Source organism: Comamonas sp. 7D-2, assembly GCF_022749555.1.
Classification (GTDB): Bacteria; Pseudomonadota; Gammaproteobacteria; order Burkholderiales; family Burkholderiaceae_C; genus Comamonas; species Comamonas thiooxydans.
In genome coordinates, this window is the sequence record NZ_CP094238.1 from 2,341,261 (window position 1) to 2,363,341 (window position 22,081).

The 22,081-nt window shown below is 58.1% G+C and carries 19 protein-coding genes and 2 pseudogenes; 4 read left to right on the plus strand and 17 right to left on the minus strand.

The features are described from left to right. Positions 1–9: 9 nt before the first annotated feature. The 13 genes and pseudogenes from napA to MPZ60_RS25210 form a co-directional block, all read right to left on the minus strand. A complete protein-coding gene (gene napA, locus MPZ60_RS10845) occupies positions 10–2,499 on the minus strand; it encodes a periplasmic nitrate reductase subunit alpha (protein ID WP_034351942.1) in 2,490 nt (829 codons plus the stop codon). After that, positions 2,492–2,794: a chaperone NapD gene (locus MPZ60_RS10850; RefSeq protein WP_223305786.1), complete on the minus strand. Its 303-nt coding sequence runs from the start codon at positions 2,792–2,794 to the stop codon at positions 2,492–2,494. The genes napA and MPZ60_RS10850 overlap by 8 nt, the downstream gene beginning before the upstream one ends. Next, complete coding sequence (gene napE / locus MPZ60_RS10855) at positions 2,787–2,948, minus strand: periplasmic nitrate reductase, NapE protein (RefSeq protein ID WP_003070148.1); 162 nt, start codon at positions 2,946–2,948, stop codon at positions 2,787–2,789. The genes MPZ60_RS10850 and napE overlap by 8 nt, the downstream gene beginning before the upstream one ends. A 751-nt stretch (positions 2,949–3,699) precedes the next feature. Then, on the minus strand, positions 3,700–4,164 hold the full coding sequence (locus MPZ60_RS10860; protein WP_034351948.1) for a nuclear transport factor 2 family protein: 465 nt from the start codon (positions 4,162–4,164) through the stop codon (positions 3,700–3,702). An 18-nt stretch (positions 4,165–4,182) separates the two neighbouring features. Next, on the minus strand, positions 4,183–4,977 hold the full coding sequence (locus tag MPZ60_RS10865) for an SDR family oxidoreductase (protein ID WP_034351951.1): 795 nt from the start codon (positions 4,975–4,977) through the stop codon (positions 4,183–4,185). A 34-nt stretch (positions 4,978–5,011) separates the two neighbouring features. Then, a complete protein-coding gene (locus tag MPZ60_RS10870; RefSeq protein WP_003079789.1) occupies positions 5,012–5,491 on the minus strand; it encodes an SRPBCC domain-containing protein in 480 nt (159 codons plus the stop codon). A 13-nt stretch (positions 5,492–5,504) separates the two neighbouring features. After that, positions 5,505–5,960 (minus strand): nuclear transport factor 2 family protein, encoded by a 456-nt coding sequence (locus tag MPZ60_RS10875; protein WP_034351953.1) that lies wholly within the window; start codon positions 5,958–5,960, stop codon positions 5,505–5,507. Between the two features lie 31 nt (positions 5,961–5,991). Next, positions 5,992–6,714: a hypothetical protein gene (locus MPZ60_RS10880; RefSeq protein WP_034351955.1), complete on the minus strand. Its 723-nt coding sequence runs from the start codon at positions 6,712–6,714 to the stop codon at positions 5,992–5,994. Positions 6,715–6,725: 11 nt separating this feature from the next. Continuing rightward, positions 6,726–7,913: a sulfotransferase gene (locus MPZ60_RS10885; RefSeq protein WP_034351957.1), complete on the minus strand. Its 1,188-nt coding sequence runs from the start codon at positions 7,911–7,913 to the stop codon at positions 6,726–6,728. Then, positions 7,910–9,019, minus strand: coding sequence for a DUF1214 domain-containing protein (locus MPZ60_RS10890; protein ID WP_034351959.1), 1,110 nt, complete (start codon positions 9,017–9,019; stop codon positions 7,910–7,912). Before MPZ60_RS10890 ends, MPZ60_RS10885 begins: the two co-directional genes overlap by 4 nt. A gap of 112 nt (positions 9,020–9,131) precedes the next feature. Then, positions 9,132–11,045 carry a sulfate adenylyltransferase subunit CysN gene (cysN, locus tag MPZ60_RS10895; RefSeq protein ID WP_034351962.1) on the minus strand — a complete coding sequence of 638 codons (1,914 nt, stop codon included), beginning with the start codon at positions 11,043–11,045 and terminating at the stop codon, positions 9,132–9,134. After that, on the minus strand, positions 11,045–12,646 hold the full coding sequence (cysD, locus tag MPZ60_RS25205; protein WP_370689380.1) for a sulfate adenylyltransferase subunit CysD: 1,602 nt from the start codon (positions 12,644–12,646) through the stop codon (positions 11,045–11,047). The genes cysN and cysD overlap by 1 nt, the downstream gene beginning before the upstream one ends. A 201-nt stretch (positions 12,647–12,847) precedes the next feature. After that, positions 12,848–12,964: pseudogene (locus MPZ60_RS25210) on the minus strand (hypothetical protein); the annotation flags it as partial. 117 nt (positions 12,965–13,081) lie between these two features. Here MPZ60_RS25210 and cysQ point away from each other — a divergent pair. Beyond that, positions 13,082–13,855, plus strand: coding sequence for a 3'(2'),5'-bisphosphate nucleotidase CysQ (gene cysQ, locus MPZ60_RS10910; protein ID WP_034351964.1), 774 nt, complete (start codon positions 13,082–13,084; stop codon positions 13,853–13,855). 80 nt (positions 13,856–13,935) lie between these two features. Next, the gene (locus MPZ60_RS10915; RefSeq protein ID WP_034351966.1) at positions 13,936–14,907 is read left to right on the plus strand and encodes a tripartite tricarboxylate transporter substrate binding protein; all 972 of its coding nucleotides are present in this window, start codon (positions 13,936–13,938) and stop codon (positions 14,905–14,907) included. Positions 14,908–15,265: 358 nt separating this feature from the next. Here MPZ60_RS10915 and MPZ60_RS10920 read toward each other — a convergent pair whose 3' ends face one another. Continuing rightward, a complete protein-coding gene (locus MPZ60_RS10920; protein WP_034351968.1) occupies positions 15,266–16,204 on the minus strand; it encodes a LysR family transcriptional regulator in 939 nt (312 codons plus the stop codon). A 148-nt stretch (positions 16,205–16,352) separates the two neighbouring features. On the opposite strand from MPZ60_RS10920, the gene MPZ60_RS10925 reads away from it, so the two are divergent. Together MPZ60_RS10925 and MPZ60_RS10930 are read left to right on the plus strand one after the other, a co-directional pair. Then, positions 16,353–16,817, plus strand: a complete 465-nt coding sequence (locus tag MPZ60_RS10925; protein WP_003070120.1) for a (2Fe-2S)-binding protein — start codon at positions 16,353–16,355, stop codon at positions 16,815–16,817. 17 nt (positions 16,818–16,834) lie between these two features. Next, positions 16,835–19,096: a xanthine dehydrogenase family protein molybdopterin-binding subunit gene (locus MPZ60_RS10930; RefSeq protein ID WP_034351970.1), complete on the plus strand. Its 2,262-nt coding sequence runs from the start codon at positions 16,835–16,837 to the stop codon at positions 19,094–19,096. A gap of 18 nt (positions 19,097–19,114) precedes the next feature. Here the strand turns inward: MPZ60_RS10930 and MPZ60_RS10935 are convergent. From MPZ60_RS10935 to istA, 3 genes and pseudogenes are all read right to left on the minus strand, one after another. Then, positions 19,115–19,693 (minus strand): annotated as a pseudogene (locus tag MPZ60_RS10935) (DNA polymerase domain-containing protein); the annotation flags it as partial. 65 nt (positions 19,694–19,758) lie between these two features. Next, a complete protein-coding gene (gene istB, locus MPZ60_RS10940; RefSeq protein WP_015585970.1) occupies positions 19,759–20,574 on the minus strand; it encodes an IS21-like element helper ATPase IstB in 816 nt (271 codons plus the stop codon). Then, the gene (gene istA, locus MPZ60_RS10945) at positions 20,567–22,075 is read right to left on the minus strand and encodes an IS21-like element ISCsp4 family transposase (protein WP_024310277.1); all 1,509 of its coding nucleotides are present in this window, start codon (positions 22,073–22,075) and stop codon (positions 20,567–20,569) included. Before istA ends, istB begins: the two co-directional genes overlap by 8 nt. Positions 22,076–22,081 lie beyond the last annotated feature (6 nt).

Sequence of the window (22,081 nt, forward strand, 5' to 3'; positions counted from 1 at the left end):
TCTCTTTCGTCAAACCTTGGTGATCTTCACAGCGCACTTCTTGAAGTCCGTCTGCAACGAAATCGGGTCGGTAGCATCCAGCGTCACCTTGTTGATCAGCTGGCTGGCGTCGAACCAGGGGACATAGACCAATCCGCGCGGAGGCTTGTTGCGGCCGCGCGTCTCGACGCGCGTGCGCATGGAGCCGCGCCGCGAGGACAGCTCAACTTCGCTGCCGCGGCGCACGCCCAGTGCCTTGGCATCGTCAGGGTGCATGTAGCACAGTGCGTTAGGCACGGCACGATGCAGCTCGGGTACGCGCCGGGTCATGGATCCTGAGTGCCAGTGTTCAAGCACTCGGCCCGTGGAAAGCCAGAACGGGTAATCCTTGTCCGGAGCCTCCGCCGGTGGTTCGTACGGCAAGGCAAAGATGTTGGCCTTGCCGTCGATATTTCCGTAGAACTGGTAGCCCGTACCGGCTTTCACATAGGGGTCCGAGCCTTCGCGGTAACGCCAGAGCGTTTCCTTGCCGTTGACCACGGGCCAGCGCATGCCGCGCACCTTGTGGTACTGGTCGAACGGTGCCAGATCGTGGCCATGGCCACGGCCGAACGAGGCGTACTCCTCGAACAGACCTTTTTGCGGATAGAAGCCAAAGGCCTTGGCTTCCTCGTTTTCATAGGCGGGGTCCATGTCGGCCAAGGGGAACTTGTCCACGTTGCCGTTGCGGTACAGCACCTCGAACAGGGTCTTGCCGCGCAGCTGGGGCTTCTTGGCCAGCAGTTCCTCGGGCCAGACTTCCTCGACCTTGAAACGCTTGGAAAACTCCATCAATTGCCACAGGTCGGAGCGCGCCTCACCAGGAGCCTTGACCAACTGGTGCCAAAAGTGGGTGCGGCGCTCTGCATTGCCGTAGGCGCCTTCCTTTTCGACCCACATGGCCGACGGCAAGATCAGATCGGCGGCTACGGCTGTGACTGTGGGGTAGACATCGGAGACCACCACGAAATTGTCAGGATTGCGGTAGCCCGGGTAGCCTTCCTGCGCCAGGTTGGCGCCGGCCTGTATGTTGTTGTTGACCATCACCCAGTAGGCATTGAGCCTGCCGTCCTTGAGCGCACGGTTTTGTTCCACGGCATGGTAGCCGGGCTTGGGTGGAATCGTGCCTTCGGGCAGCTTCCAGATGGTTTCAGCAGTCTTGCGATGCTCTGGGTTCGTCACCACCATGTCCGCAGGCAGGCGGTGCGAGAAAGTGCCCACCTCACGAGCCGTTCCGCAGGCAGAAGGCTGACCCGTCAGTGAGAACGGGCTGTTGCCGGGTGTGGCGATCTTGCCCAGCAGCAGGTGGATGTTGTAGACCATGTTGTTGGCCCATACACCGCGTGTGTGCTGGTTGAAACCCATGGTCCAGAACGACACCACCTTGCTGTTGGGGTCTGCATAGAGCTCGGCAAGAGCCTTGAGACGGTTGGCCGGTACACCCGTGAGCTTGGTTGTGTACTCGAGCGTATAGGTGGATACGAACTTGGCGTATTCCTCGTAGTTTATGGACTTGGCGCCGTTGGGGTCCTTGGCGTTCTTGGCAGCCTTCTGCAGGGGATGCTCGGGACGCAGCCCGTAGCCGATATCGGTGTTGCCGAGCTTGAAATTGCAGTGCTTGGAGACAAAGTCCTTGTTGACCCTGCCTGTGGTGATGATGTGGTTGGCGATGTAGTTGAGTATGGCCAGGTCGGTCTGAGGCTTGAAGGTCAGAGACATGTCCGCCAGCTCATACGAGCGGTGCTCGAAGGTGGACAGCACGGCCACCTTCACGCCCGGTGTGGACAGGCGCCTGTCGGTCACGCGCGTCCACAGCACCGGATGCATTTCAGCCATGTTCGAGCCCCATAGCACAAAGGCAGTCGCGGCTTCGATGTCGTCATAGCAACCCATGGGCTCGTCCATGCCAAAGGTGCGCATGAAGCCGGCAACTGCCGAGGCCATGCAGTGCCTTGCATTGGGATCAATGTTGTTGGTGCGAAAGCCTGCCTTGAACAGCTTGGAGGCGGCATAGCCCTCCCATACCGTCCACTGGCCGGAGCCGAACATGCCCACCGCGTCGGCGCCCTTGGCCTTGAGCGTCTTTTTGAACTGCTCTGCCATGACGTCGAAGGCCGTATCCCAGGAAACCTGCTGGAACTCGCCATCCTTGGCATAGCGACCATTCTTCATGCGCAGCAACGGCTTTGTCAGACGATCACCGCCATACATGATCTTGGACAGGAAGTAACCTTTGACGCAGTTCAGTCCCCGGTTGACCTCGGCCTCAGGGTCACCCTGAGTGGCCACTACGCGGTTGTCCTTGACGGCCACCATGACGCCGCAACCTGTACCGCAAAAGCGGCATGGCGCCTTGGACCACTTCAGGTCGGCAGCCATTGCTCCTGCATCCTGGGACAGAGCTTCTATGGGGATGCCTGCAACGGCCCCTGCGGCTGCGGCCGCAGATTGACGGACAAAATCACGCCTAGTGCTAGTCATGTGTTACCTCTTGGTTTAGCGACTGCCAGTTCTCAACATGCTGATAAACCAGGGACGCGTTGATTACGCCATCAAGCAGCTCAATCTGAGACACGCAATCAAGTATTTCTCTTGCATGGGGCGCTTCCAAGGTCACGACCAACTTGCCGGCCGGATGACTTCCATGTATTTGAGCGCCTTTGATCGTGACGATGCCAGCAGCTACTTGTGCCAATGCCTGGGGAAGCACATGCACAACCAGACTGGTGATATGCAAGTCGGTATGAGTTTCAATGGGCTCAGATTCTTCATGCATGTGGGGGACCACCGATGATCATCTGATAAAACCAGATCGCAAAGCCGTAAGACGCAATCAGTACAACGGCCAATATAGGTGCCATAACAACTGCGAGAAATGCGAAGCTGCGCAATTCCTCGGTACGAGTCGATTCAGGCTGAGGTTCTGTCATTAGCAATCCCCCTTGGCTTGGATGCCTGAGCATCCATGATTTGGCGATAGAGATCCGATAACGAACTTTGCCACGAGATTACCTACAAAATTGACTTGCAACAAGGTTCTTCTCGATTCGTTGCTTTGCATCAATTCCTTCATCAAGATTTCATTGAATCAATTGACATTCAAGTAAATTCCTCGGGAGTTGACTAAATAGCCGGTGGAATCAAGCGCGGCTTGGATCAGGCATCTGCAAACTGAATTCGCACCTTAATCTCGCACTGATCCGTTGAAGTTGGGACGTGAAATCTGGCCTGAAACCGATAGCCACCGCCTGCTGCTTGCTTGAAAACCGTCACTGGATCACCTGACCGCCATAGAGAGGTAATCGGGGTATCGTGCGGCCGTAATCAATGATGACAATCAGCGGGAGAAAGCCAGGCCTGTACAAGAGATTGCTGCAGATCGTGGATTTAGTGGCTCAATACAGCGCAGGACCTCGCGGCATTCAAGACGCGCTCCTCTCGGCCAGACAGGAAGCGATAACGAGGCTCATGCGAACTCAACCTGGATTTGTGCAAGCTCAAGGCATCACCGTGCCGAGCACGATGTGCGTCGAACCAAAAAAAGCGCTCCACAAAGCGCTTTATAGGAGCAAAAGGATCTAGGAGCAGAGCTTTGCTCCTGCTCGTCCGTCAGCCTGCATTGGACTGCCCCTAGGCATGTCTACCTTCTAAGGGAAAGTCCAATTGCAGTCTTAATGTCGCTTATAAGTTGCTCGTAATAGGTCGCGATGTGATGCGACAACCGCTGCTCAGAGGCTCAATCATCTCCAGCAGCCGCTTGTAGCCCGTGCGCTGCACCCGCCACTGACCGGCGACTCTGGTATAGAGGTCCTCATATAGCGCACTGCCGGTGAGTATGGTCTGCTCATCCAGATTGATGAACAGATCATTGAGGTACCAGATGCCGGTGGCCGTGTCACCGTCGACCTTGATTTCCGGTGTATGCCCGTTGTGCATGCCAAAGCGCCGATGGGTGAAGGCATTGCGGTAGAAGTTCATGGCCTCATCGATGCCATTGATCTCATACTGGTAAGTCGGGCTGTCGAAGCGAATATGGACATCATCGGCCAGAACGGTTTTCAGAAGCTCCAGATTGCAGGTGTCGATGCCGCGAAAGTAGCGTGCCTTGAGCTGTTTGATTTCTTCAATATCCAGAAGAGTTTGCATGCTGTTCTCCGCTGGAATTTAGTGAGGCAGGTAATGGCCGCCACTGACGTCCAGTTGGGCGCCGGTCACCACGCGCGCATAGTCGCTGGCCAGATACAGCGCGGCGGAGGCGCAATCGGCATCGTCGGGAATCTCGTTGCGCAAGGGAATCTGCTGGGCAATCACATCGACCAGAGATTCCATGGGTACGCCCTGGCGCTTGGCTTCCGCCTGGAAATAGCCTTTGACGGGTGCGCCCCACATCCAGCCGTTGTAGGTGCTGTTGACGCGGATGCCGTAGGGCCCCAGGTCTTCTGCCAGATATTGCACAGCAGTCTTGAGCGCGCCTTTGGATACTGCGTAACCGGCTTCGAGCTGATTGGGGCGGCGCGTTGCCATGGTGTTGATCATCACAATGCTGCCGTCTTTTTGCTTTTTCATCTGCGGCACCACGGCCTGGGTCATGTTCATGGAGCCGTAGAGATTGACTTCCATGACCTTGCGCCAGTCATCCATGGAGGAGTTGCTCGAAGAGCCCCAGGTCCCGTGGGCATAGGCCGAGTTGATCAGCGCATCGATGCGGCCGAACCTGGCAATGGTCAGCTCTGCAAGCCGCTGGCACTGCTCGGGCTGCGAGATATCGGTGGACACTTTGAGCGTCTCGCAGGAGTGGCCGGCATCGCGAATCGCTTGCTCTGCCTCATCGAGCATGGACTGTGTGCGGGCTGCCAGCACCACGGCCTTGGCCTGATATTCCGCCGCGCGCAGGGCGAGCTTGATGCCCATGCCGGGGCCGATGCCAGAGATGATGATGACTTTGTCTTTCAGAAGCATATGGGTCTCCTTGGATATATAGCCTGGGGTTTTCTCAGAATGCAGCCCGGGTGCGGGCAAAGTGCAGCTCTTCTGCGCGGTGCTTGACATCCTCGGCGACCTGGTCAAAGGCGATCTTTACCCAGGCGCCATGCTCGCGCATGATGGTGTCGGCGTTCAGTCCCAGGAACTGGTCGGTGGTGAAGTAGGTGCAGCGGTTGGCGTCAATGGCTTCGATGTACTGATCCCGGCGCGCAGCGTCCTTGTTCTCGGGCACGGGGCGCTGTTCCCAGGACAGCAGTTGCTCGGGCTCAAACGCAACCAGGTATTCATTGACAGGCCAGACTTCACCCGTCAGCGGATGGCGTGTTTTCATCTCGACCAAGTCATTGAGCTTGAGCCCACAGCGGATGTCGGGGCAGAAGCGATTCCAGAGGCGGTAGTTCTCCAGATCGGCCAGCACTTCCCAGACCACGCTGGCGGGTGCATTGATTTCCACCTTGATGGAGGTGACGAGGTTGGCAGCTTTGGTCATTGGAGTACTCGCTTCAGTTGATGGGCTTGGAGGTGATCTGCAACTGCTCGCTCAGCGGCTCCACGGTTTCAAGCAAGGTCTTGTAGCCCGTCCCTGCAATCCACCAGCGGCCATCGCGCTTGACATAACGGTCTTCATAGATCGCACCGCCATGCATATGCGTTTTCTCTTCGAGGTTGATGAAGACGTAGTTCAGATACCAGAGCGCGGTAGCTTCGTCTCCCTTGACCTCGATCTCCGGCGTGTGGCCGTTGTGCATGGCCAGGCGGGTCTTGGTAAAGGAGGTTTTGTAGAAGTCCAGCGCCTTGTCTATGCCTTCCAGATGGAATTCGTAAGCCGGGCTTTTGAAGGCCAGCTTGATGTCTGGCGTCAGCATGCCTTGCAGCAATTCCAGATTGCAGGTGTCGATGGCGCGAAAGTAGCGCGCCTTGAGCTGCTTGATCAACTCAATGGCTTCCAGGTCCAACATGTGTTTTGTCTCCGGTGGTAGTGGGTCAGTCTCAAGCGCTGACTTGATAGAAACTGGTGAGAATGCAATCGAGGCTGCTGAAATCCATGATGGGAGTCACAGATTCGGACATGTATTTCTGCCGCTGGCGCAGCAGGTCTTCATCTCCGTGCGTGTCATAGAAGCCGTGAGCACTGCCGATCGCGATATCGGGAAACTGCTCCTCAACGATGGCGTGGACTTCCGGTGCGTCTTCGGTCAAGCGTCGCACGACCAGGTTTTGCCGGTATCCGAAGATGGACTGCAGCGGGTAGGCATTGCTGCCATGGCCTTCACGCCAGTGAACCATCCATTCTTCAAAGTTCATGCCGACCGGCTTTCTGAACAGCGCCACCTGGCACATGCCCGGTGTGCGCTTGCCTAAAGCCACTTCAGCATCAAAACGCGCAATGCGCGCCTTGCGTTCTTCGGGGTAGGGCTCGGACTCGCAGACGAGATAGGCATGCAGGCTTGCCACCTGCTGCGCGATCAGTGCTTGCACCGGGCCCAGCATGGATGCGCTGTCCAGCCACAGACTGATCATTCCATCGAGAGGATGTTGGCTGAACGTGATGCGCTGGCTTGCGGCCTTGTCCATGGCGTCATCGACAACCATCACACGAATCCGCGAGGCACCACAGGCTTGCAGGGATCTTTGCAAATCCATCAGCGACTGGCGCCAACTTTCTGCCGAATGCCGTGCGGGGCGCCACAGGCTGAACATGATTTTTTCCATGAAAGCACCTCTTAGCTCTGGGTTGGCAGATGCCGGGATCGGTACAGCGCATAGTCGCGTTGCATCTGCTGCTCGCTCAGGCCAAAGGTCTCCAGGCTGTAGTCATGACCCGCACGCTTTTCCCGGCCGTTGCCAGACAGCCATTGCTGCGCATCGGTGCGGGCTTTCTCGGTGAAGGGCATCTGGGCGAACTGATAGACAGCCTCCAGCACCTCCATGGGCTTGGCCACGGTGTCCGAGAAGTGGATATCCAGAAAGCGCCGGCTGTCCTGCTGCTCGCGCACTTGCATGGTGTGGTGAATACCACGCGCCATGCGGCTGTTCCACTGGCGGCCTGCAGAGCTTGGGTCAGGCTGGTCGCTGTAGATCTGCCACAGCGTATGCGCCATGCTGGCCATGGAAGGGATGGTCTGTGCGGGCTCGCGATGGGTCAGAATGACCTGAGCCTGGGGAAAGACGGACAGCAGAATTTCCAAAGTGTGCAGATGCTGCGGGGCTTTGAGCAGCCAGCGCTGGCCCTGCGCCTCGCCGCGCTGGCTCTTTTGCCATTGCAGAAACTGCAGCATCTTCTTGAGCTGCGTATAGACGGGGCGCTGATCCTGCTGGTCGAGCCAGGCGGTGTAGCTGGGCACATCGGCGTAAGCGTCCATGGCGCAGAGAAAGGAATGCTCCATGAGCATGAATTCCTCGTCGCACAGCGTGGCGCTCATGGGGTGGATGGACAGAATCTGGGGAATCGCCTCAATCGTCTGCGCCACTTCCGCCTTGGCCATTGCAATGCGGTTGGCGCAGTCCTGCGGGCCTTCGCCTTTCAGCGGCGCGGGGTAGCGGGTCTCCCACCAGGCTGCAGAGTAAAAGCGCGGGTCTACGGCCAGTGTTCGCTGCAGCATGGTGGTGCCGGTGCGCGGCAGGCCCACGATGACCAATGGGTCTTCGATCTCGATCTTCGAGATTTCGGGGAAGTGCTGGAGATAGTCCTCCATGAGCAGGCGATTGACCAACTGGCCCACGAGTCGCTCGCGCATCATGGCAATGCCGGTTGCAGACAGCTTGGCTTCGGTGTTCAGGGCTCGCGTCAGAACTTCCAGCGCTTGCCGGTAGTTGTCGTTGCCAAAATCTTTGAGGCCTGGTGCACGCTCACATGCAGCTTGCAGCAGTTCTTCGACGTGCAAAGTTTGGGGTGTCACAGGGGCATTCATACAGTCTCCAGCAACTGGTTTATCGAGATCACTTTGGTGGTGGGATGGCACTGCTCCTTGGCGCCAACCCAGCGCAGGCACATGGTTCCCTGGCGTACGCCGGCGGTTTGCAGCCAGTTGGCAATGCCGGGGTCTTTTTCGCTCAGCACCAGAGTGACGCCGCCGCTTTCGTTGTATTGCGCCTGGTGCTTGTTGATGCAGATCTGGTGGTAGCGGTAGTCCAGAGACTCCAGCCAGTAGTTATTGATCTGCAGATTCCAGAACGAGCATTCCGGCACCTTGTCGATATGAATGACCAGAGCCTGATCCTCGCGTAGTTCCCAATGCGAGTGGTAGTAGAAAATATTGGGATCACCGCCCACGGACTGGCAGTAGGCCTGATCGGCTGGCGGCAACTGATTGCTATGTGGAAGATAGCTTTGTGCCCAGTCGGCAAATAGCTTCGCCGTGTTCTCGACAAAGGACGTCACGCGCTGCAGCGATTGCGCCAGAACCAAGGGATCCAGAGGGCCGGGGGTGTCCGTGGTGCCAATGCGCTCGATGGCGAGCTTGGCGGGCACTTCGCTCTTGCGATCCATGAAGGTTTGGCGCACCAGCAGCGACACCGAGGCATCTTCCATGGGCAGCCAGTTACCCGGCTGCGGGTCACGGCTGACGATGAGTTCGAAGTCACCGTTCTCGTCAGTCTTGAGCTGTGTGGCGTCGATAAACCCGGTGACAACCATGCGGCCATCGGCTTCATAGCCGCCTTTTTGCGTGCAAAAGCTCAGGTACGAAACCGTGCCACGGTTGCCATGAATGCGGTATTTCATGGACCCGTTGAGGCGCGAGTATTCGTAGATGTTGTCCGGGTTGTCCGCGCCAATCTTGGCGGTTTCGTGCGAGGTCTTGAAGAAGCTGGGAAACGCCGGGTCGGCGAATTCCACATGCATCTCCAGCGCGATGCGCAGCAGTCGGGTCAGATAGCGATAGCCTTCTGCCCGCGTTGCGGGGTCAGCAGGGGTTTCGGGACGCAGAATCTGCTGGCCGCAGCGTTTGAGGTGATCGCAGAACTGCGACCAGGTTTCGCCGCTGAGCAGTTGCTCATTAATGGTTTGGGTATCCATGATCTGGCTTTCTTTGTGTGCCGCGCATTGCCAGGTGGTGGCTGTGTGCGGTGGGTGAAAGAAGAAAGAGGGCGTTGCAGAGGCTGGCAACGCCACAGTTCATCCAGTTGCTTTAGTCTTCCGCGGCGATGATTTCGCGGGCCACCAGTTCGGCGATGATCTTGTCCACCGCTTCTTGCGCAGTCATCGCGGGGGTGGAGATATGAATGTCCGGAGACTCCGGCACTTCAAACGGTGAGTCGATCCCCGTGAAGTTCTTCAGCTCGCCACGGCGCACTTTCTTGTAGAGGCCCTTGGGGTCACGCTCTTCGGCAACGGAAAGCGGTGTGTCGATGAATACTTCGAGGAACTCACCATCCTTCACCAGCTTGCGCGCCATTTCGCGTTCTGCCTGGAATGGCGAGATGAAGGCGGTGATGGCAATCAGCCCGGCGTCCACAAACAGCTTGCCCACTTCAGCGACGCGACGAATGTTTTCCACGCGGTCTGCATCGGTGAAGCCAAGGTCGCGATTGAGGCCGTGGCGCACGTTGTCGCCGTCGAGCAGATAGGTATGCCGGCCACGCGCATGCAAACGGGTTTCGAGCAGATTGGCAATGGTGGATTTGCCAGCGCCCGACAGACCGGTAAACCATAGCAAGGCAGGTTTTTGATGCAGGCGTTCGGAACGCGCTTCCTGGTTCACATTCACATGCTGCATATGAATGTTCTGCGAGCGACGCAGCGAAAAGTCGATCAGACCCGCGCCCACCGTGGCGTTGCTCAGACGATCGATCAGGATGAAGCTGCCTGTTTCGCGATTGTCCTTATAGGCATCGAAAGCGATAGGCTGGCTGCTGGACAGATTGCAGACGCCGATTTCATTGAGCGCCAGTTCCTTGGCGGCCAGATGCTCCAGCGTGTTGACATTGATCTTGTACTTGGGGGCGGCGAAGGTGACGGGAATCGTCTTGCCGCCGATCTTCATCAGATAGGGCCGGCCGCCGAGCATGGGCTGCTCGTGCATCCAGATGAGCGTGACCTGGAACTGGTCAGCCACATCGGAAGGTGCATCCGCAACCGCAATCACATCGCCCCGGCTGCAGTCCACCTCGTCGGCCAAGGTCATGGTAACGGACTGGCCAGCAACCGCCTGCTGCAGATCTCCGTCCTGGGTGACGATGCGCGCAACCTTGGTCACGCGCCCGCTAGGCAGGATGCGGACGCTGTCTCCGGGGTGAATCTGGCCGCTGGCAATGCAGCCCGCAAAGCCGCGGAAGTCGAGGTTGGGGCGATTGACCCATTGCACAGGCATGCGAAACGGCAGCTTTTGCTGGCGGGCTTCGTCGATTTCCACCGTCTCCAGATAGCCCATGAGCGTGGTGCCGCGGTACCAGGGCATGTGCTCGCTCTGCTCGGTGATGTTGTCACCACGCAAGGCCGACATGGGGATGGCCGTGATGTCTTCCAGATTGATCTTCTTGGCGAATTCGCGGTAGTCGGCCACGATATCGTTGAAGATTTTTTCGGAGTAAGCCATCAAGTCCATCTTGTTGACAGCCAGCACGATTTTGCGGATGCCGATCAGCGATGCCAGATAGCTATGGCGCCTGGATTGAGTCAGCACACCGCGGCGCGCATCTATCATCACCACGGCCACATCGGCGGTGGAGGCACCAGTGACCATATTGCGAGTGTACTGCTCATGGCCGGGCGTGTCGGCCACGATGAACTTGCGCTGGTCGGTAGAGAAGAAGCGGTAGGCCACATCGATGGTGATGCCTTGCTCGCGCTCTGCGGCCAGACCATCGACGAGCAGCGCGAAGTCCAGCTCGCCGCCCTGCGTGCCGACTTTCTTGGAGTCCGCGACCAGTGCTTCCATCTGGTCCTCAAACAGCATCTTGGATTCGTACAGCAAGCGTCCGATCAGCGTGCTCTTGCCGTCATCCACGCTGCCGCAGGTGATGAAGCGCAGCAGGCTTTTCTGCTCGTGTGCCTTCAGGTATTTCTCGATATCTTCAGAGATGAGTGCAGATACATGTGACATCAGAAATACCCCTCTTGCTTCTTCTTTTCCATGGATGCGGCCGAGTCGTGGTCGATCATCCGGCCCTGTCGTTCCGAAGTACGGGTCAGCAGCATTTCCTGAATGATCTTGGGCAAGCTATTGGCGTCGGATTCGACGGCACCCGTCAGGGGGTAGCAGCCCAGGGTGCGAAAGCGAACATTGCGCATCATGGGAACTTCGCCACTCTTGAGCGGCATGCGCTCGTCATCGACCATCAGCAGCGTGCCGTCTCGCTCCACCACTGGGCGAGGCGCTGAAAAATAGAGGGGAACGATGGGGATGTTTTCGAGGTAGATGTATTGCCAGATATCCAGCTCGGTCCAGTTGGACAGCGGGAACACTCGGATTGATTCGCCTTTGTTCTTGCGCGTGTTGTACAGATGCCAGAGTTCCGGGCGCTGGTTCTTGGGATCCCAGCGGTGCTGGTCCGAGCGGAAGGAAAAGATGCGTTCCTTGGCGCGAGACTTCTCTTCATCGCGGCGCGCGCCACCAAAGGCGGCGTCGAAGCCATACTTGTCGAGAGCTTGCTTCAGGCCCTCGGTTTTCATGACATCGGTATGAATTTGCGAGCCATGCTTGAACGGGCTGATGCCCATTTCAAGACCTTCTGGGTTGATGTGGACCAGCAGGTCCATGCCCAGTTTGGCTGCCATCTGATCACGAAAGCGATACATGTCCTGAAACTTCCAGGTCGTGTCCACATGCAGCAAAGGGAAGGGAGGTTTGGCCGGATAGAAGGCCTTCATCGCCAGATGCAGCATGACCGCACTGTCCTTGCCGATGGAGTAGAGCATGACGGGGTTTTCTGCCTCGGCAACAACCTCGCGCATGGCCTGAATGCTTTCGGCTTCCAGCCTTTGCAAATGAGTCAGCACCACAGATTTCTCCTTGGTTTTTTGTTTTGGGTGCTGCCAACTGTAGGAGTCCGTTAAATCAAATCTTTGCGCGAATTGATGTTTTAGAAGTTGCTGCGCCATGCTCGCCATAGGGTCCAGCTTCGTTGACGTTGGGGTTCTGGCGTAGGTGTTCTTCGGTACCAGCGATACGTCTTGCGCAGTCTTCAAGATGCTGCTGGCCAATTCGTTCGACTGGCTGAGCATCTCTGTGGCAGCAGGCAGATGAAACAGGCGCAGCCGGTCGTGGCTGTCGCTGGCAAGCGATGAAAAGGTGGCTGCGCGTTGCCACTGCATGGCGGCAAGCAGGGCAAAGATCTTGCCCTCGCTGGAGCACCTGAGGCGATCAAAAAAATCTTCCAGATGCGCAGCGCACAGGCTGCCTTCATACGGTTGCCAATACACCTTGCCGCGGTTGTTGACGGCACGCAAGATGCCATGCCTCAGGCGTCCGGGGCAGTTGTTATGGGCACCAAAATCATCGATCCAGACAATGCTGGCGCTCTCTTTTCGGGCCTGCTCGCAAATATCCAGATAAGTGGTGGCGTACCAGCGCTGCACATTGCTGGATGCCTGCTTCATGCGCTTTGCAGGGCGGTCGGCATTCAGGTTCCAGCGCTGCAGGTACTGGGCGTTGGTACGCTCGGGCAAGTCAAGCTGCTGGCGCTGCAAGATCAGTTGCTGCATGGCTTCCAGCTGCCACAGCAAAAAAGGCAGGCCATGGTCGGCGGGCTGGGTGCTGACCAGTTGCACATAGATGTCCTGCTCCTGTATGGCCGACAAGGAGCGGCCTTCGCCAGGTTTGCGGCCTCGCTCGCGCACAAGGACAGCGCTCCATCCCCCTTCCAGCCAGGCTTTGTGGGCGGCAATGATGGTTGGTGTGGACAGGCCTGTTGCCTTACCGACTTCTTTGAGCGTTTTGCCTTCAAGCCGTAATTTCACGGCTTGAATTCGCAGTGGATTGATTTCCTGGACACTGAGTTTCTTACCAACAGCCATGCGCATTCCTGTTAAACATTCACTCGCTTATTCGCGAAGATCCGGACGCATTTACTGTCGGTCTGTCCTCTGATCGGCGCATAGGCCAAACGGACCACATGAATAACAAAACAGGAGATTTTTGTGACTCAGACTCGAAGCGCACTGCTTGAAGACGTAATGGCCATCACCCGTGAAGCGGGTGCTTTAATCATGAAGATCTATCGCTGCGACTTTGAGGTTCGGGGCAAGCAGGATGCATCGCCCGTGACTGAAGCCGACGAAAAGGCCGAGCGCCTGATTCTTGAGCGTCTGGGCACCTTGCAGTCGCAGTTTCCCGTCGTTTCCGAGGAGGCGGCTGCAGCGGGATATGTGCCTGAGATGGGCCAATGCTTCTGGCTGGTTGATCCTCTTGATGGCACCAAGGAATTCATCAACCGCAATGGCGAGTTCACAGTCAATATCGCGCTGATCGAAAATGGAACCCCTGTGCTGGGTGTCGTTTTCGCTCCAGCGCTGGATCGCATGTACGCGGGAGCCATAGGACTTGGCGCATGGCTGGAGGTGCAGGGAAAGCGTCAAACCATCGAATGCAGAAGCATTCCGGAGGATGGCCTTGATGTGGTGGCCAGTCGTTCGCACGGCGATGCTGATGCGCTTGATCAGTTTCTCAATGGACGCTTGGTGCGGTCACTCAAAAGTGCAGGTTCATCGCTCAAGATTTGTCTGATCGCAGAGGGAGAGGCTGACCTCTATCCACGCTTGGGGCGCACCATGGAGTGGGATATCGCAGCGGGTCATGCGGTGCTGGCCGCGGCAGGCGGCCAGATTCATGCGCTCAATGGAGATGTTCTGAGCTACGGCAAGCGAGATTTGAGTAATCCTCATTTCTATGCCTGCTCGGCAGATTACCGCTGATTTCAAGCTTTCGTACAGCATTTCCTCCCGCCTTGAATGCTCTGAGTGCGAGCACTCACAACTGCTGTGTTTTCTGATAGATGAACTTTGCTGCGACGCTAATTCGAGCTTGCCTGCTTTGCGGGTTGCTAATGAGTGCAGCCTGTGCCGACAAGGCTGCGTCTCGCCAACCCGTCAAAATCGTTGTCGGATTCGAAGCCGGTGGCGCTATGGATACCTTGGCACGCGCGTTTGCAACTCAGCTCTCAGTGCGATTGCAGCGCTCCGTCTATGTGGAAAACAGAGTAGGAGCAGGTGGAGCCATTGCCGCGAACTATGTTGCGAAATCCAGGCCCGATGGGAATACGTTGCTCTTGGCGTCGCCTGCCGAGATCTTCATCAATCCCATTTACACCAGAAGCCAGGAGTCGGGCGAAGTCGCTGACATGGTGCCGGTGGCCAAAATTTCCTCTGCTCCTATTGTTCTTGCCACGCGTGGCGACTCCGCAATACATCAACTGAGTGATATCGCAGCTGCAGCACAAAAAAATGCCCGTGGTCTGAGTTTCGCATCCTCAGGAATTGGCAGCTTGCAGCATTTGGTGGGCGAGAGTTTGGGCAAAGCCCTGAGCGTGGAGCTATTGCATGTTCCATACGGGGGAGCTGCTTCTGCAACGGCAAGCCTGATGGGCAAACAAGTGGACTTACTCTTTGCGGGGCTTGCTCCTATAGCCCCTCATCTGCAAAGCCACAAGATGCACGCAGTGGGCATTGCGTCGGCCCACAGGTCGAAGCGCTTCCCCGATATTCCTACGTTTCAGGAGAAGGGGCTCCAGGGCGTCAGCTTTGAATACTGGCAAGGAATCTTTCTTCCCAAGGGAGCGTCATCCGAACTGGCTCTATTTCTATCCGCCGAGATCAACAACGTGATCAAAGAAACGGGCTTTGTGGATCAACTAGAAAATACAGGCTTTGAGGTTGCATACAAGGACTACAAGCAATTCAAACCATTTTTGCAAGCTGAAGATCAGATCTACCGAAGCTTATTTAAGAGAGACGGTTTTTTATATTGACCCCATGAATTCTTTGGGGCTCAAACTTAACTAGATCATTGGATGTAGAAATCGTCGCGCAGGATCTGCTCTTGCTCGGTTTGAACGGCTGCATGGAGTCTGCTGCGCTTGTTCCAGAGCCCTGATGGCGGACCTCAAGCAAATAATCGGGCTGGAACTGACATTCATGGTCTCCTGCTGGCCAGAAACCAGGCGTTGAGTGGTAGCTCGCGATGCGGACATGAGCAGAAGCTATCGTTGCCAAGCTACGGCAGGGGGATTTCCGTCCTTTGAAGAGTGTCCGGCGATGAGACATGGGGCTTAAACGTATAAATGACGGGAAGTCGCTGATCAAGAAAGACATCAGAAGCAGCCGCGATCAGGATCTCATTTGCCCGCGGGCTGTTTCGGACAAGCCATTGCGCTGCACATGCTGGACCAGAAAATCAAGAAATATCCGGGTCTTGAGAGGCAGGTGTGTGCGGTGTGGGTAATAGGCATAGAAGCCCGGGAAGCTTGCCCAATAGGGTTTCAGTACTTCAACCAACTGGCCTGTGTTGAATGCGTCGGTCATGGATTCGCGCCAGCCGGTAATCACGCCAATGCCATCAAGGGCTGCACGCATGGCCGTGTCGCTATGGTTGACTGTCAGTGGCCCGCTCACGGAGCGCTCGCTCAGTTTGCCGTCGATATTGAATTCCCACTTGTAGACTGCGCCGCTGCTGCTCATGCGGTAGTTGATGCATAGGTGCTGCTCCAGTTCGTCGGGGTGCTCGGGTGTGCCGTGTGTTTTGAGGTAAGCAGGAGATGCACCGAAACACATGGTCAGATCCTGTGTGAGTGGCACGGCGACCATATCGCCCTCCAGTGACTCGCCATTGCGTATGCCGACGTCAAATCCTTCTCGCACGATGTCCACAAAGCCGTCGTCATAGACCAGCTCGACGTGAATGTGCGGATGCATTGCAAAGAACTCGGCGAGCATGGGCTCGACGAGCACCTGGCCAGCAGGATGGGAGATGGTGAGGCGCAGCGTGCCGCCTTCGACGCCAGCTTGGAGCTGAAGATCCTCGGTCGCTTCGCGCAGGTTGGTGAGGGCCGGGGAAATGCGCTCCAGATAGATTCTCCCGGCTTCTGTCAGATTGAGGCTGCGCGTTGTTCGATCGAAGAGGCGTACATCCAGACGGGTTTCCAGTTTCTTGATCGTCTGGGACAGTGCGGCCGGCGTGACCCCGATGGCGTGGGCGGCGTAGGTCAGACTGCGATGCTGAGCTACCTGCTCAAAGGCAGCCAGATAGGCGAGTATTTCGGGCTTCATGTGCTCTATTTTTAAGTAAAACTTAATAACTTAAATAGATTGCTTGACTTTTTCTTTTGCATTGCCTGGCGCACACTGCCTCTGCTTCACGCGCTGCCCAGGTGCCTGCAGCAATCACCGTGTCGAAAAGCAAACGAGAAAGCCCCCCATGCCTGTCAAATTCACTCTCAACGGCAAGCCCGCATCGGCTGATGTGGATCCTTCAACGCCCATCCTCTGGACCCTGCGTGACACACTGGGTATGACAGGGACCAAATTCGGTTGCGGCATGGCCATGTGCGGAGCATGCACTGTGCACTTGAACGGCCAGGCCATCCGTTCTTGCATTACGCCCATATCGGCGGCGCAAGGGCAAAAAATCGACACCATCGAAGCGCAAGCTGCAGACAAGGTGGGCAAGGCTGTCGAGGATGCGTGGGTTCGCAACGATGTGGCGCAATGCGGCTATTGCCAAAGTGGGCAAATCATGAGTGCGACCGCGCTGCTCAAAAGCAATCGCCAGCCAAGCGATGCGGACATCGATGCAGCCATGGCGGGCAATATCTGCCGCTGCGGAACCTATACACGCATCCGTGCAGCCATCCACGATGCTGCCAAAAACCTGTCGGCCTAAAAGAAGGAGCACATCCCATGCCTATTCCCAATCATCTTTTTGCCGACCTGCCCAAAGGTCTGCGTGTGCTGGCGGCTGACTCCATAGATGCAGGCCTAAAGCTCGAGCGGCGCGATTTCCTCAAGCTGGCGACGGCCTCGGGTTTTGCGCTGGGTGTATTTCCCGCAGCTGTGTCGGCACAGGCGAAGGGTAACGAACAGGTTTCTACAAGCGCACTCAAGCCTTACCAGCAGCCATCGGCTTTTGTGAAGATTGATCGTGATGGAGCGGTGACGATCACCATCAACCGTCTGGAGTTCGGCCAAGGCGTGCAAACCGGCCTGCCCATGGTGCTGGCCGAAGAGCTGGACGCCGATTGGTCCAAGGTGCAGAGCGCGCACGGCAATGCCGATCCCGCATATCTGGATCCGGTCATGGGAATGCATCTGACGGGCGGCTCCACTGCCATCAAGAACTCGTATGTCCAGTATCGTGAACTGGGGGCGCGAACCCGCTCCATGCTGCTGGCCACGGCTGCCAGGCGCTGGGGTGTAGACCCGCAGTCCTTGCGCACTCAGGCAGGACAGGTGATCGGGCCTCGGGGCAAGAAGCTGGGCTACGGCGAGTTGGCGGATGAGGCCATGAAGATGCCTGTTCCGCAGCAGGTGAAGCTCAAGGACGCCAAAGACTTTCGCATCATCGGTCATGCCACGGGACGGCTCGATGCACGCGCCAAGTCCAGCGGCAGACAGTCCTACGGCATCGACATGCATCTGCCGGGTATGTTGACCGCAGTTGTGGCACATCCGCCGGTGTATGGAAGCAAGATTCAATCGGTGGACGATGCGGCAGCCAAAGCCATCAAGGGTGTGCGTGCAGTGCTTCGTGTGCCCAGCGTGTGGGGGGGCGAGCTGGTTGCGGTGCTGGCCGATGGTTACTGGCCAGCCAAGCAGGGTCGCGATGCCCTGAAAATCCAGTGGGACAGCGCAGCGGTTGGCAAAGTCGATTCGGCTCGGCAACTGGCGCAGTATCGTGAATTGGCCAGGAAGCCGGGCGCACTCAAGTTCGATGCCGATGTTTCGGCATTGAACGGTGCTGTTCACAAAATCAGTGCCGAATATGTCTTCCCCTACCTTGCCCATACGCCGATGGAGCCGCTGAACTGCACGGTGCGTGTGACAGGTGCAGGAAAGGATGCCAAGGTTGAGCTTTGGTTGGGCACGCAGGCCCCGGGCTGGGAAGTTGCAACGGCTGCGCGCGTGCTTGGCGTGGCACCGCAGAATGTCCGAGTCAATGTTCAGATGGCGGGGGGCGGTTTCGGCCGCCGTGCCAACCCGCGCAGTGACTACGTGGCCGAAGCCTGCGAGATTGCCAAGGCTGCCAGAACATCTGGTATTGACGCACCGGTGCGCATGATCTGGAGCCGCGAGGACGATGTCAAAGGAGGCTATTACCGACCCATGCATGTGCATCGCGCCGAAATAGGTTTTGACGACAAGGGAAAGGTGATTGCCTGGGACCATGTGATCGTAGGCCAGTCGCTTGCCAAAGGCACGGCGTTTGAGGGCCTCATGGTCAAGAACGGAGTGGACACCACTACGGTTGAAGGCATGAAGGAGCCCTATGACCTGCCGATGCGACTCTCGGTGCATCACCCCGAGCTCAATGCGCCGGTTCTCTGGTGGCGCAGCGTGGGCTCTACGCACACCGCTTATGTGATGGAGACCTTGATGGATGAAATTGCCCGAGCTGTAAAGCAAGATCCTGTCGCATACAGGCTGCAGCAGTTTGGCGACAGGCATCAGCGTCACAAGGCCGCGTTGCAGCTGGCAGTCGAAAAGTCGGGCTACGGAAAGCGCCAACTGGCCGAAGGCAGAGCCTGGGGCGTGGCTGTGCATCAGTCTTTCGACTCGGTGGTTGCCTATGTGGTCGAGGCATCGATGAAGGATGGTGCTCCCAAGCTGCATGCGGTTACAGCTGGCGTGCATTGCAATCTGGCGGTGAACCCTCGGAGTGTCGAGGCTCAGGTGCAGGGTGGTGCCTTGATGGGCCTTGGCATGTGCTTGCCTGGGGCTGCGATCACTTTCAAGGATGGACAGGTGGAGCAGGGTAACTTCAATGATTACACCGTGGCCCGCTTAACCGATATGCCCGCGATCTCCGTGCATATCGTGCCGAGTGCCGATGCGCCCACAGGTATGGGCGAGCCGGGTGTGCCGCCATTGGCCCCCGCTTTTGCCAACGCCATCGCCAAGCTGAGCGGCCATACACCACGCGAGCTGCCTTTCCAGAAAGCGTGAGAGCATGAGCCGGGATCGCTAGAAAAGCTCCTGTTGAGAAGATGTGAGAGTGACGAAGTCCTCTCCGAGAGGGATCAAGATCGAGTCGGCAATCGGCTTGATCTGTTTCGCCAGATAGTGCTCGTAATCGATGCGTGAGCGGCGGATTTCCAAAGGCTCAGGGCCATTCTTGGTCATGACGTATTGGATCCAGCCGCCGTTCTGGTACTGCCTGGGTCGCCCCACGCGATCGTTGTACTCATCGGCAATGCGAGCGGCACGGACCTGTGGTGGTACGTTGGCTACGTAGGCATCCAGGCGATGTCGCAGGCGTTTGCGATAGATGAGCAGATCATCCTTCTTGCCCGCCAGTGTCGAATGGGCGTACTTGATGACAAACTCGCGGTAGGGGACACCTTGGAAGACACGCGAGAGCAAGCCCTCCTGGAACTGCCGTGCCAGCAGTGTCCAGTCGCTGCGTGCCATTTCGAGGCCGCGGTAGATCATCGATTCGTTTCCGGCGGCATCCACACTCAAGCCGGCATAGCGCTTCTTGCTGCCGACGTCCGAGCCGCGGATGGTGGGCATGAAGAACTTCTTGTAATACGTGTCTGTTGATTCACCGTACAAACTGAGCCAGTGTTCACGCCGAATATTGAGCCACTAGTTTTAAGGATGTTTTGTCAGTTGGTTGTGGATAAGTCTAACGGCTGGGTCGTTTGATCGGCTCCTTTCTGGGCTTTGGCCCGTGCGGTTTTGGTGATCCCCGCAGCGGCACTGGAATGCTTGAAGCGCCAGCTCTCGTTGCCGCTCTCCACGATGTGGCAGTGGTGGGTCAGCCGGTCCAGCAACGCCGTTGTCATCTTGGCGTCGCCAAAGACGGTGCTCCACTCCGAGAAGTTCAGGTTGGTGGTGATGACCACGCTAGTTCGCTCGTAGAGTTTGGACAGCAGGTGGAACAGCAAGGCGCCACCCGACTGCGTGAAGGGCAGATAGCCCATCTCGTCCAGGATCACCAGATCCACGTACATCAGCCGGTGGGCCAACTGCCCAGCCTTGTTCTGGGCCTTCTCCAACTCCAGCGCGTTGACCAGCTCCACCGTCGAGAAGAAGCGCACCCGCTTGCCATGGACCCGAATCGCCTCGATGCCCAGGCTGGTGGCCAGGTGCGTCTTGCCCGTTCCGGGACCTCCGACGAAGACCACGTTGTGCGCGGATTCGGTAAAGCGCAGGGTGTGCAGCTCTCGCACCTGTGCCTCCTGCACATGCGCCTGGGCAAAGTCAAACCCCGCCAGGTCCCGGTGCGAGGGGAAGCGGGCCACGCGCATCTGGTAGGCCATGGAGCGCACCTCGCGCTGCGCCATCTCGGCCTTGATGAGCTGGCGCAGCACCGCCTCGTGGTCCATCGCCTTGATGCGTGCCGTGCCCAGCACCTCCGGCCAGGCACTGGCCATGCCGTGCAGACCGAGTGCCTTGAAGTCGGTGACCAGTTCAAGCATGGCGCACCTCCTTGGGCTGGCGCAGCCGGTCGTAGCGCTTCAGATCGGCCTGTGAGGGTGTCTTCAGGTCAACGGACGTGGTCGCCGGCTCCACCCGCAGCTCGGGTTCTTTCAAGCGCGACAGCACATTGAGTACGTGCTCGGCGCTGACCCGCCCGGACTGCAGGGCCAGCTCCACCGCCACCAGCACCGCCTCCAGCCCGTGGGCGGTCACCGCGCTGAGCACCTGGGCCATCACCCGATCACCGCCCGCATGACGCAGCAACTGGTCTTGCAGCAGTCGCAGCGGCTCGGGCATGGTCTTGAACGGTGCGCCATTACGCAGCGCCCCGGGCTTGCGCTCGATCAGGGCAATGTAGTGGGTCCAGTCGTAGATCGTCTGGTCACGATCGAAGCAGCGCTGCAGCGTCACACTGTGGCCCTTGGGGCCCACCACCAGCAGCCGGTCGTGGTACGCCCGCAGGCTGACCACCGCATGCACCCATTCGCACGGCACGCTGTAGCGGTTGCGCTGGAAGTGGATCAGCGAGGTCGAGGTCACCCGCACCGGGTCCTCCACATAGCCATCGAAGGGACGCGGGTTCGGCGTCAGGCGCAGCCTCTCGTCCTGCCACACCTCGGCCACCGTGAGCTCGTGCCACTCGGGGTGGCGCAACTCGCTCCAGGCGTCCACGCACGCCTGCTGCAGCCAGGCGTTGAGCTCGCTCAGGCTGGCCCAGCGTCGCTCGCTGGCTTCACGCCAGATGCCACGCCGGCGGTCCTGCACGTTCTTCTCCACGATGCCCTTCTCCCAGCCCGCTGCGCGGTTGCAGAACTCGGGATCAAAGAGGTAGTGACCGGTCATCGCCTCGAAGCGGGCGTTGACGCTGCGCTGCTTGCCCGCGCCCACCTTGTCCACTGCCGTCTTCATGTTGTCGTAGATACCCCGCTTGGCCACCCCGCCCAGCACCGCAAAGGCCCGGGCATGGGCCTCAAACAGCATCTCGTGCGCCTGGCTGTGGAACGCCGACAGCATAAACGCCCGGCTGGCCGCCAGCTTGGTGTGCGCCACCTCCAGGCGCCGGCGCAGTCCGCCAATGAACGCGTACTCGGTGCTCCAGTCAAACTGGAACGCCTCGCCCAATTCAAAGGACAGGGGCACAAAGCCTGCCCCTCGGGCGCTGTGGTCCTGCGCCAGACGCCACTGCTTGGCAAAGCTGTAGACCGGCCCACGGCTGCCGCCGTAGCCCATGGCGCGCAAGGCCTCGAACATGGCCTTGATGCCTCGGCGCTCGCGCTTGTTACGGTGCTGGTCGGCCTTGAGCCAGCGGGCCAAGGTGTCCTCATAAGGCGTCAGTACGCCCTGCGCCTTCACCCGCACGGGGTACTTCGGCTCCCGCATTTCGGGCTCAGACAGCCACTTGCTGGCCGTGTTGCGCGAGATCCCCAGCCGCCGGCTGGCCTCCCGCACCGATACGCCATCCCTCAGCACGAGGCGGCGCAATTTACTCAATGTGCTCACGTTGAT

What these genes read in the sequence shown, in the direction of transcription:
- MPZ60_RS10875 (WP_034351953.1), bottom strand. Translation starts at nt 5,960, where the DNA reads ATGTTGGACCTGGAAGCCATTGAGTTGATCAAGCAGCTCAAGGCGCGC.
- MPZ60_RS10865 (WP_034351951.1), bottom strand. Translation starts at nt 4,977, where the DNA reads ATGCTTCTGAAAGACAAAGTCATCATCATCTCTGGCATCGGCCCCGGC.
- MPZ60_RS10930 (WP_034351970.1), top strand. Translation starts at nt 16,835, where the DNA reads ATGCCTATTCCCAATCATCTTTTTGCCGACCTGCCCAAAGGTCTGCGT.
- napE (WP_003070148.1), bottom strand. Translation starts at nt 2,948, where the DNA reads ATGACAGAACCTCAGCCTGAATCGACTCGTACCGAGGAATTGCGCAGC.
- MPZ60_RS10880 (WP_034351955.1), bottom strand. Translation starts at nt 6,714, where the DNA reads ATGGAAAAAATCATGTTCAGCCTGTGGCGCCCCGCACGGCATTCGGCA.
- MPZ60_RS10885 (WP_034351957.1), bottom strand. Translation starts at nt 7,913, where the DNA reads ATGAATGCCCCTGTGACACCCCAAACTTTGCACGTCGAAGAACTGCTG.
- MPZ60_RS10920 (WP_034351968.1), bottom strand. Translation starts at nt 16,204, where the DNA reads ATGAAGCCCGAAATACTCGCCTATCTGGCTGCCTTTGAGCAGGTAGCT.
- cysD (WP_370689380.1), bottom strand. Translation starts at nt 12,646, where the DNA reads ATGCAGCAACTGATCTTGCAGCGCCAGCAGCTTGACTTGCCCGAGCGT.
- MPZ60_RS10860 (WP_034351948.1), bottom strand. Translation starts at nt 4,164, where the DNA reads ATGCAAACTCTTCTGGATATTGAAGAAATCAAACAGCTCAAGGCACGC.
- MPZ60_RS10925 (WP_003070120.1), top strand. Translation starts at nt 16,353, where the DNA reads ATGCCTGTCAAATTCACTCTCAACGGCAAGCCCGCATCGGCTGATGTG.
- MPZ60_RS10890 (WP_034351959.1), bottom strand. Translation starts at nt 9,019, where the DNA reads ATGGATACCCAAACCATTAATGAGCAACTGCTCAGCGGCGAAACCTGG.
- MPZ60_RS10870 (WP_003079789.1), bottom strand. Translation starts at nt 5,491, where the DNA reads ATGACCAAAGCTGCCAACCTCGTCACCTCCATCAAGGTGGAAATCAAT.
- napA (WP_034351942.1), bottom strand. Translation starts at nt 2,499, where the DNA reads ATGACTAGCACTAGGCGTGATTTTGTCCGTCAATCTGCGGCCGCAGCC.
- MPZ60_RS10915 (WP_034351966.1), top strand. Translation starts at nt 13,936, where the DNA reads ATGAACTTTGCTGCGACGCTAATTCGAGCTTGCCTGCTTTGCGGGTTG.
- istB (WP_015585970.1), bottom strand. Translation starts at nt 20,574, where the DNA reads ATGCTTGAACTGGTCACCGACTTCAAGGCACTCGGTCTGCACGGCATG.
- cysN (WP_034351962.1), bottom strand. Translation starts at nt 11,045, where the DNA reads ATGTCACATGTATCTGCACTCATCTCTGAAGATATCGAGAAATACCTG.
- MPZ60_RS10850 (WP_223305786.1), bottom strand. Translation starts at nt 2,794, where the DNA reads ATGCATGAAGAATCTGAGCCCATTGAAACTCATACCGACTTGCATATC.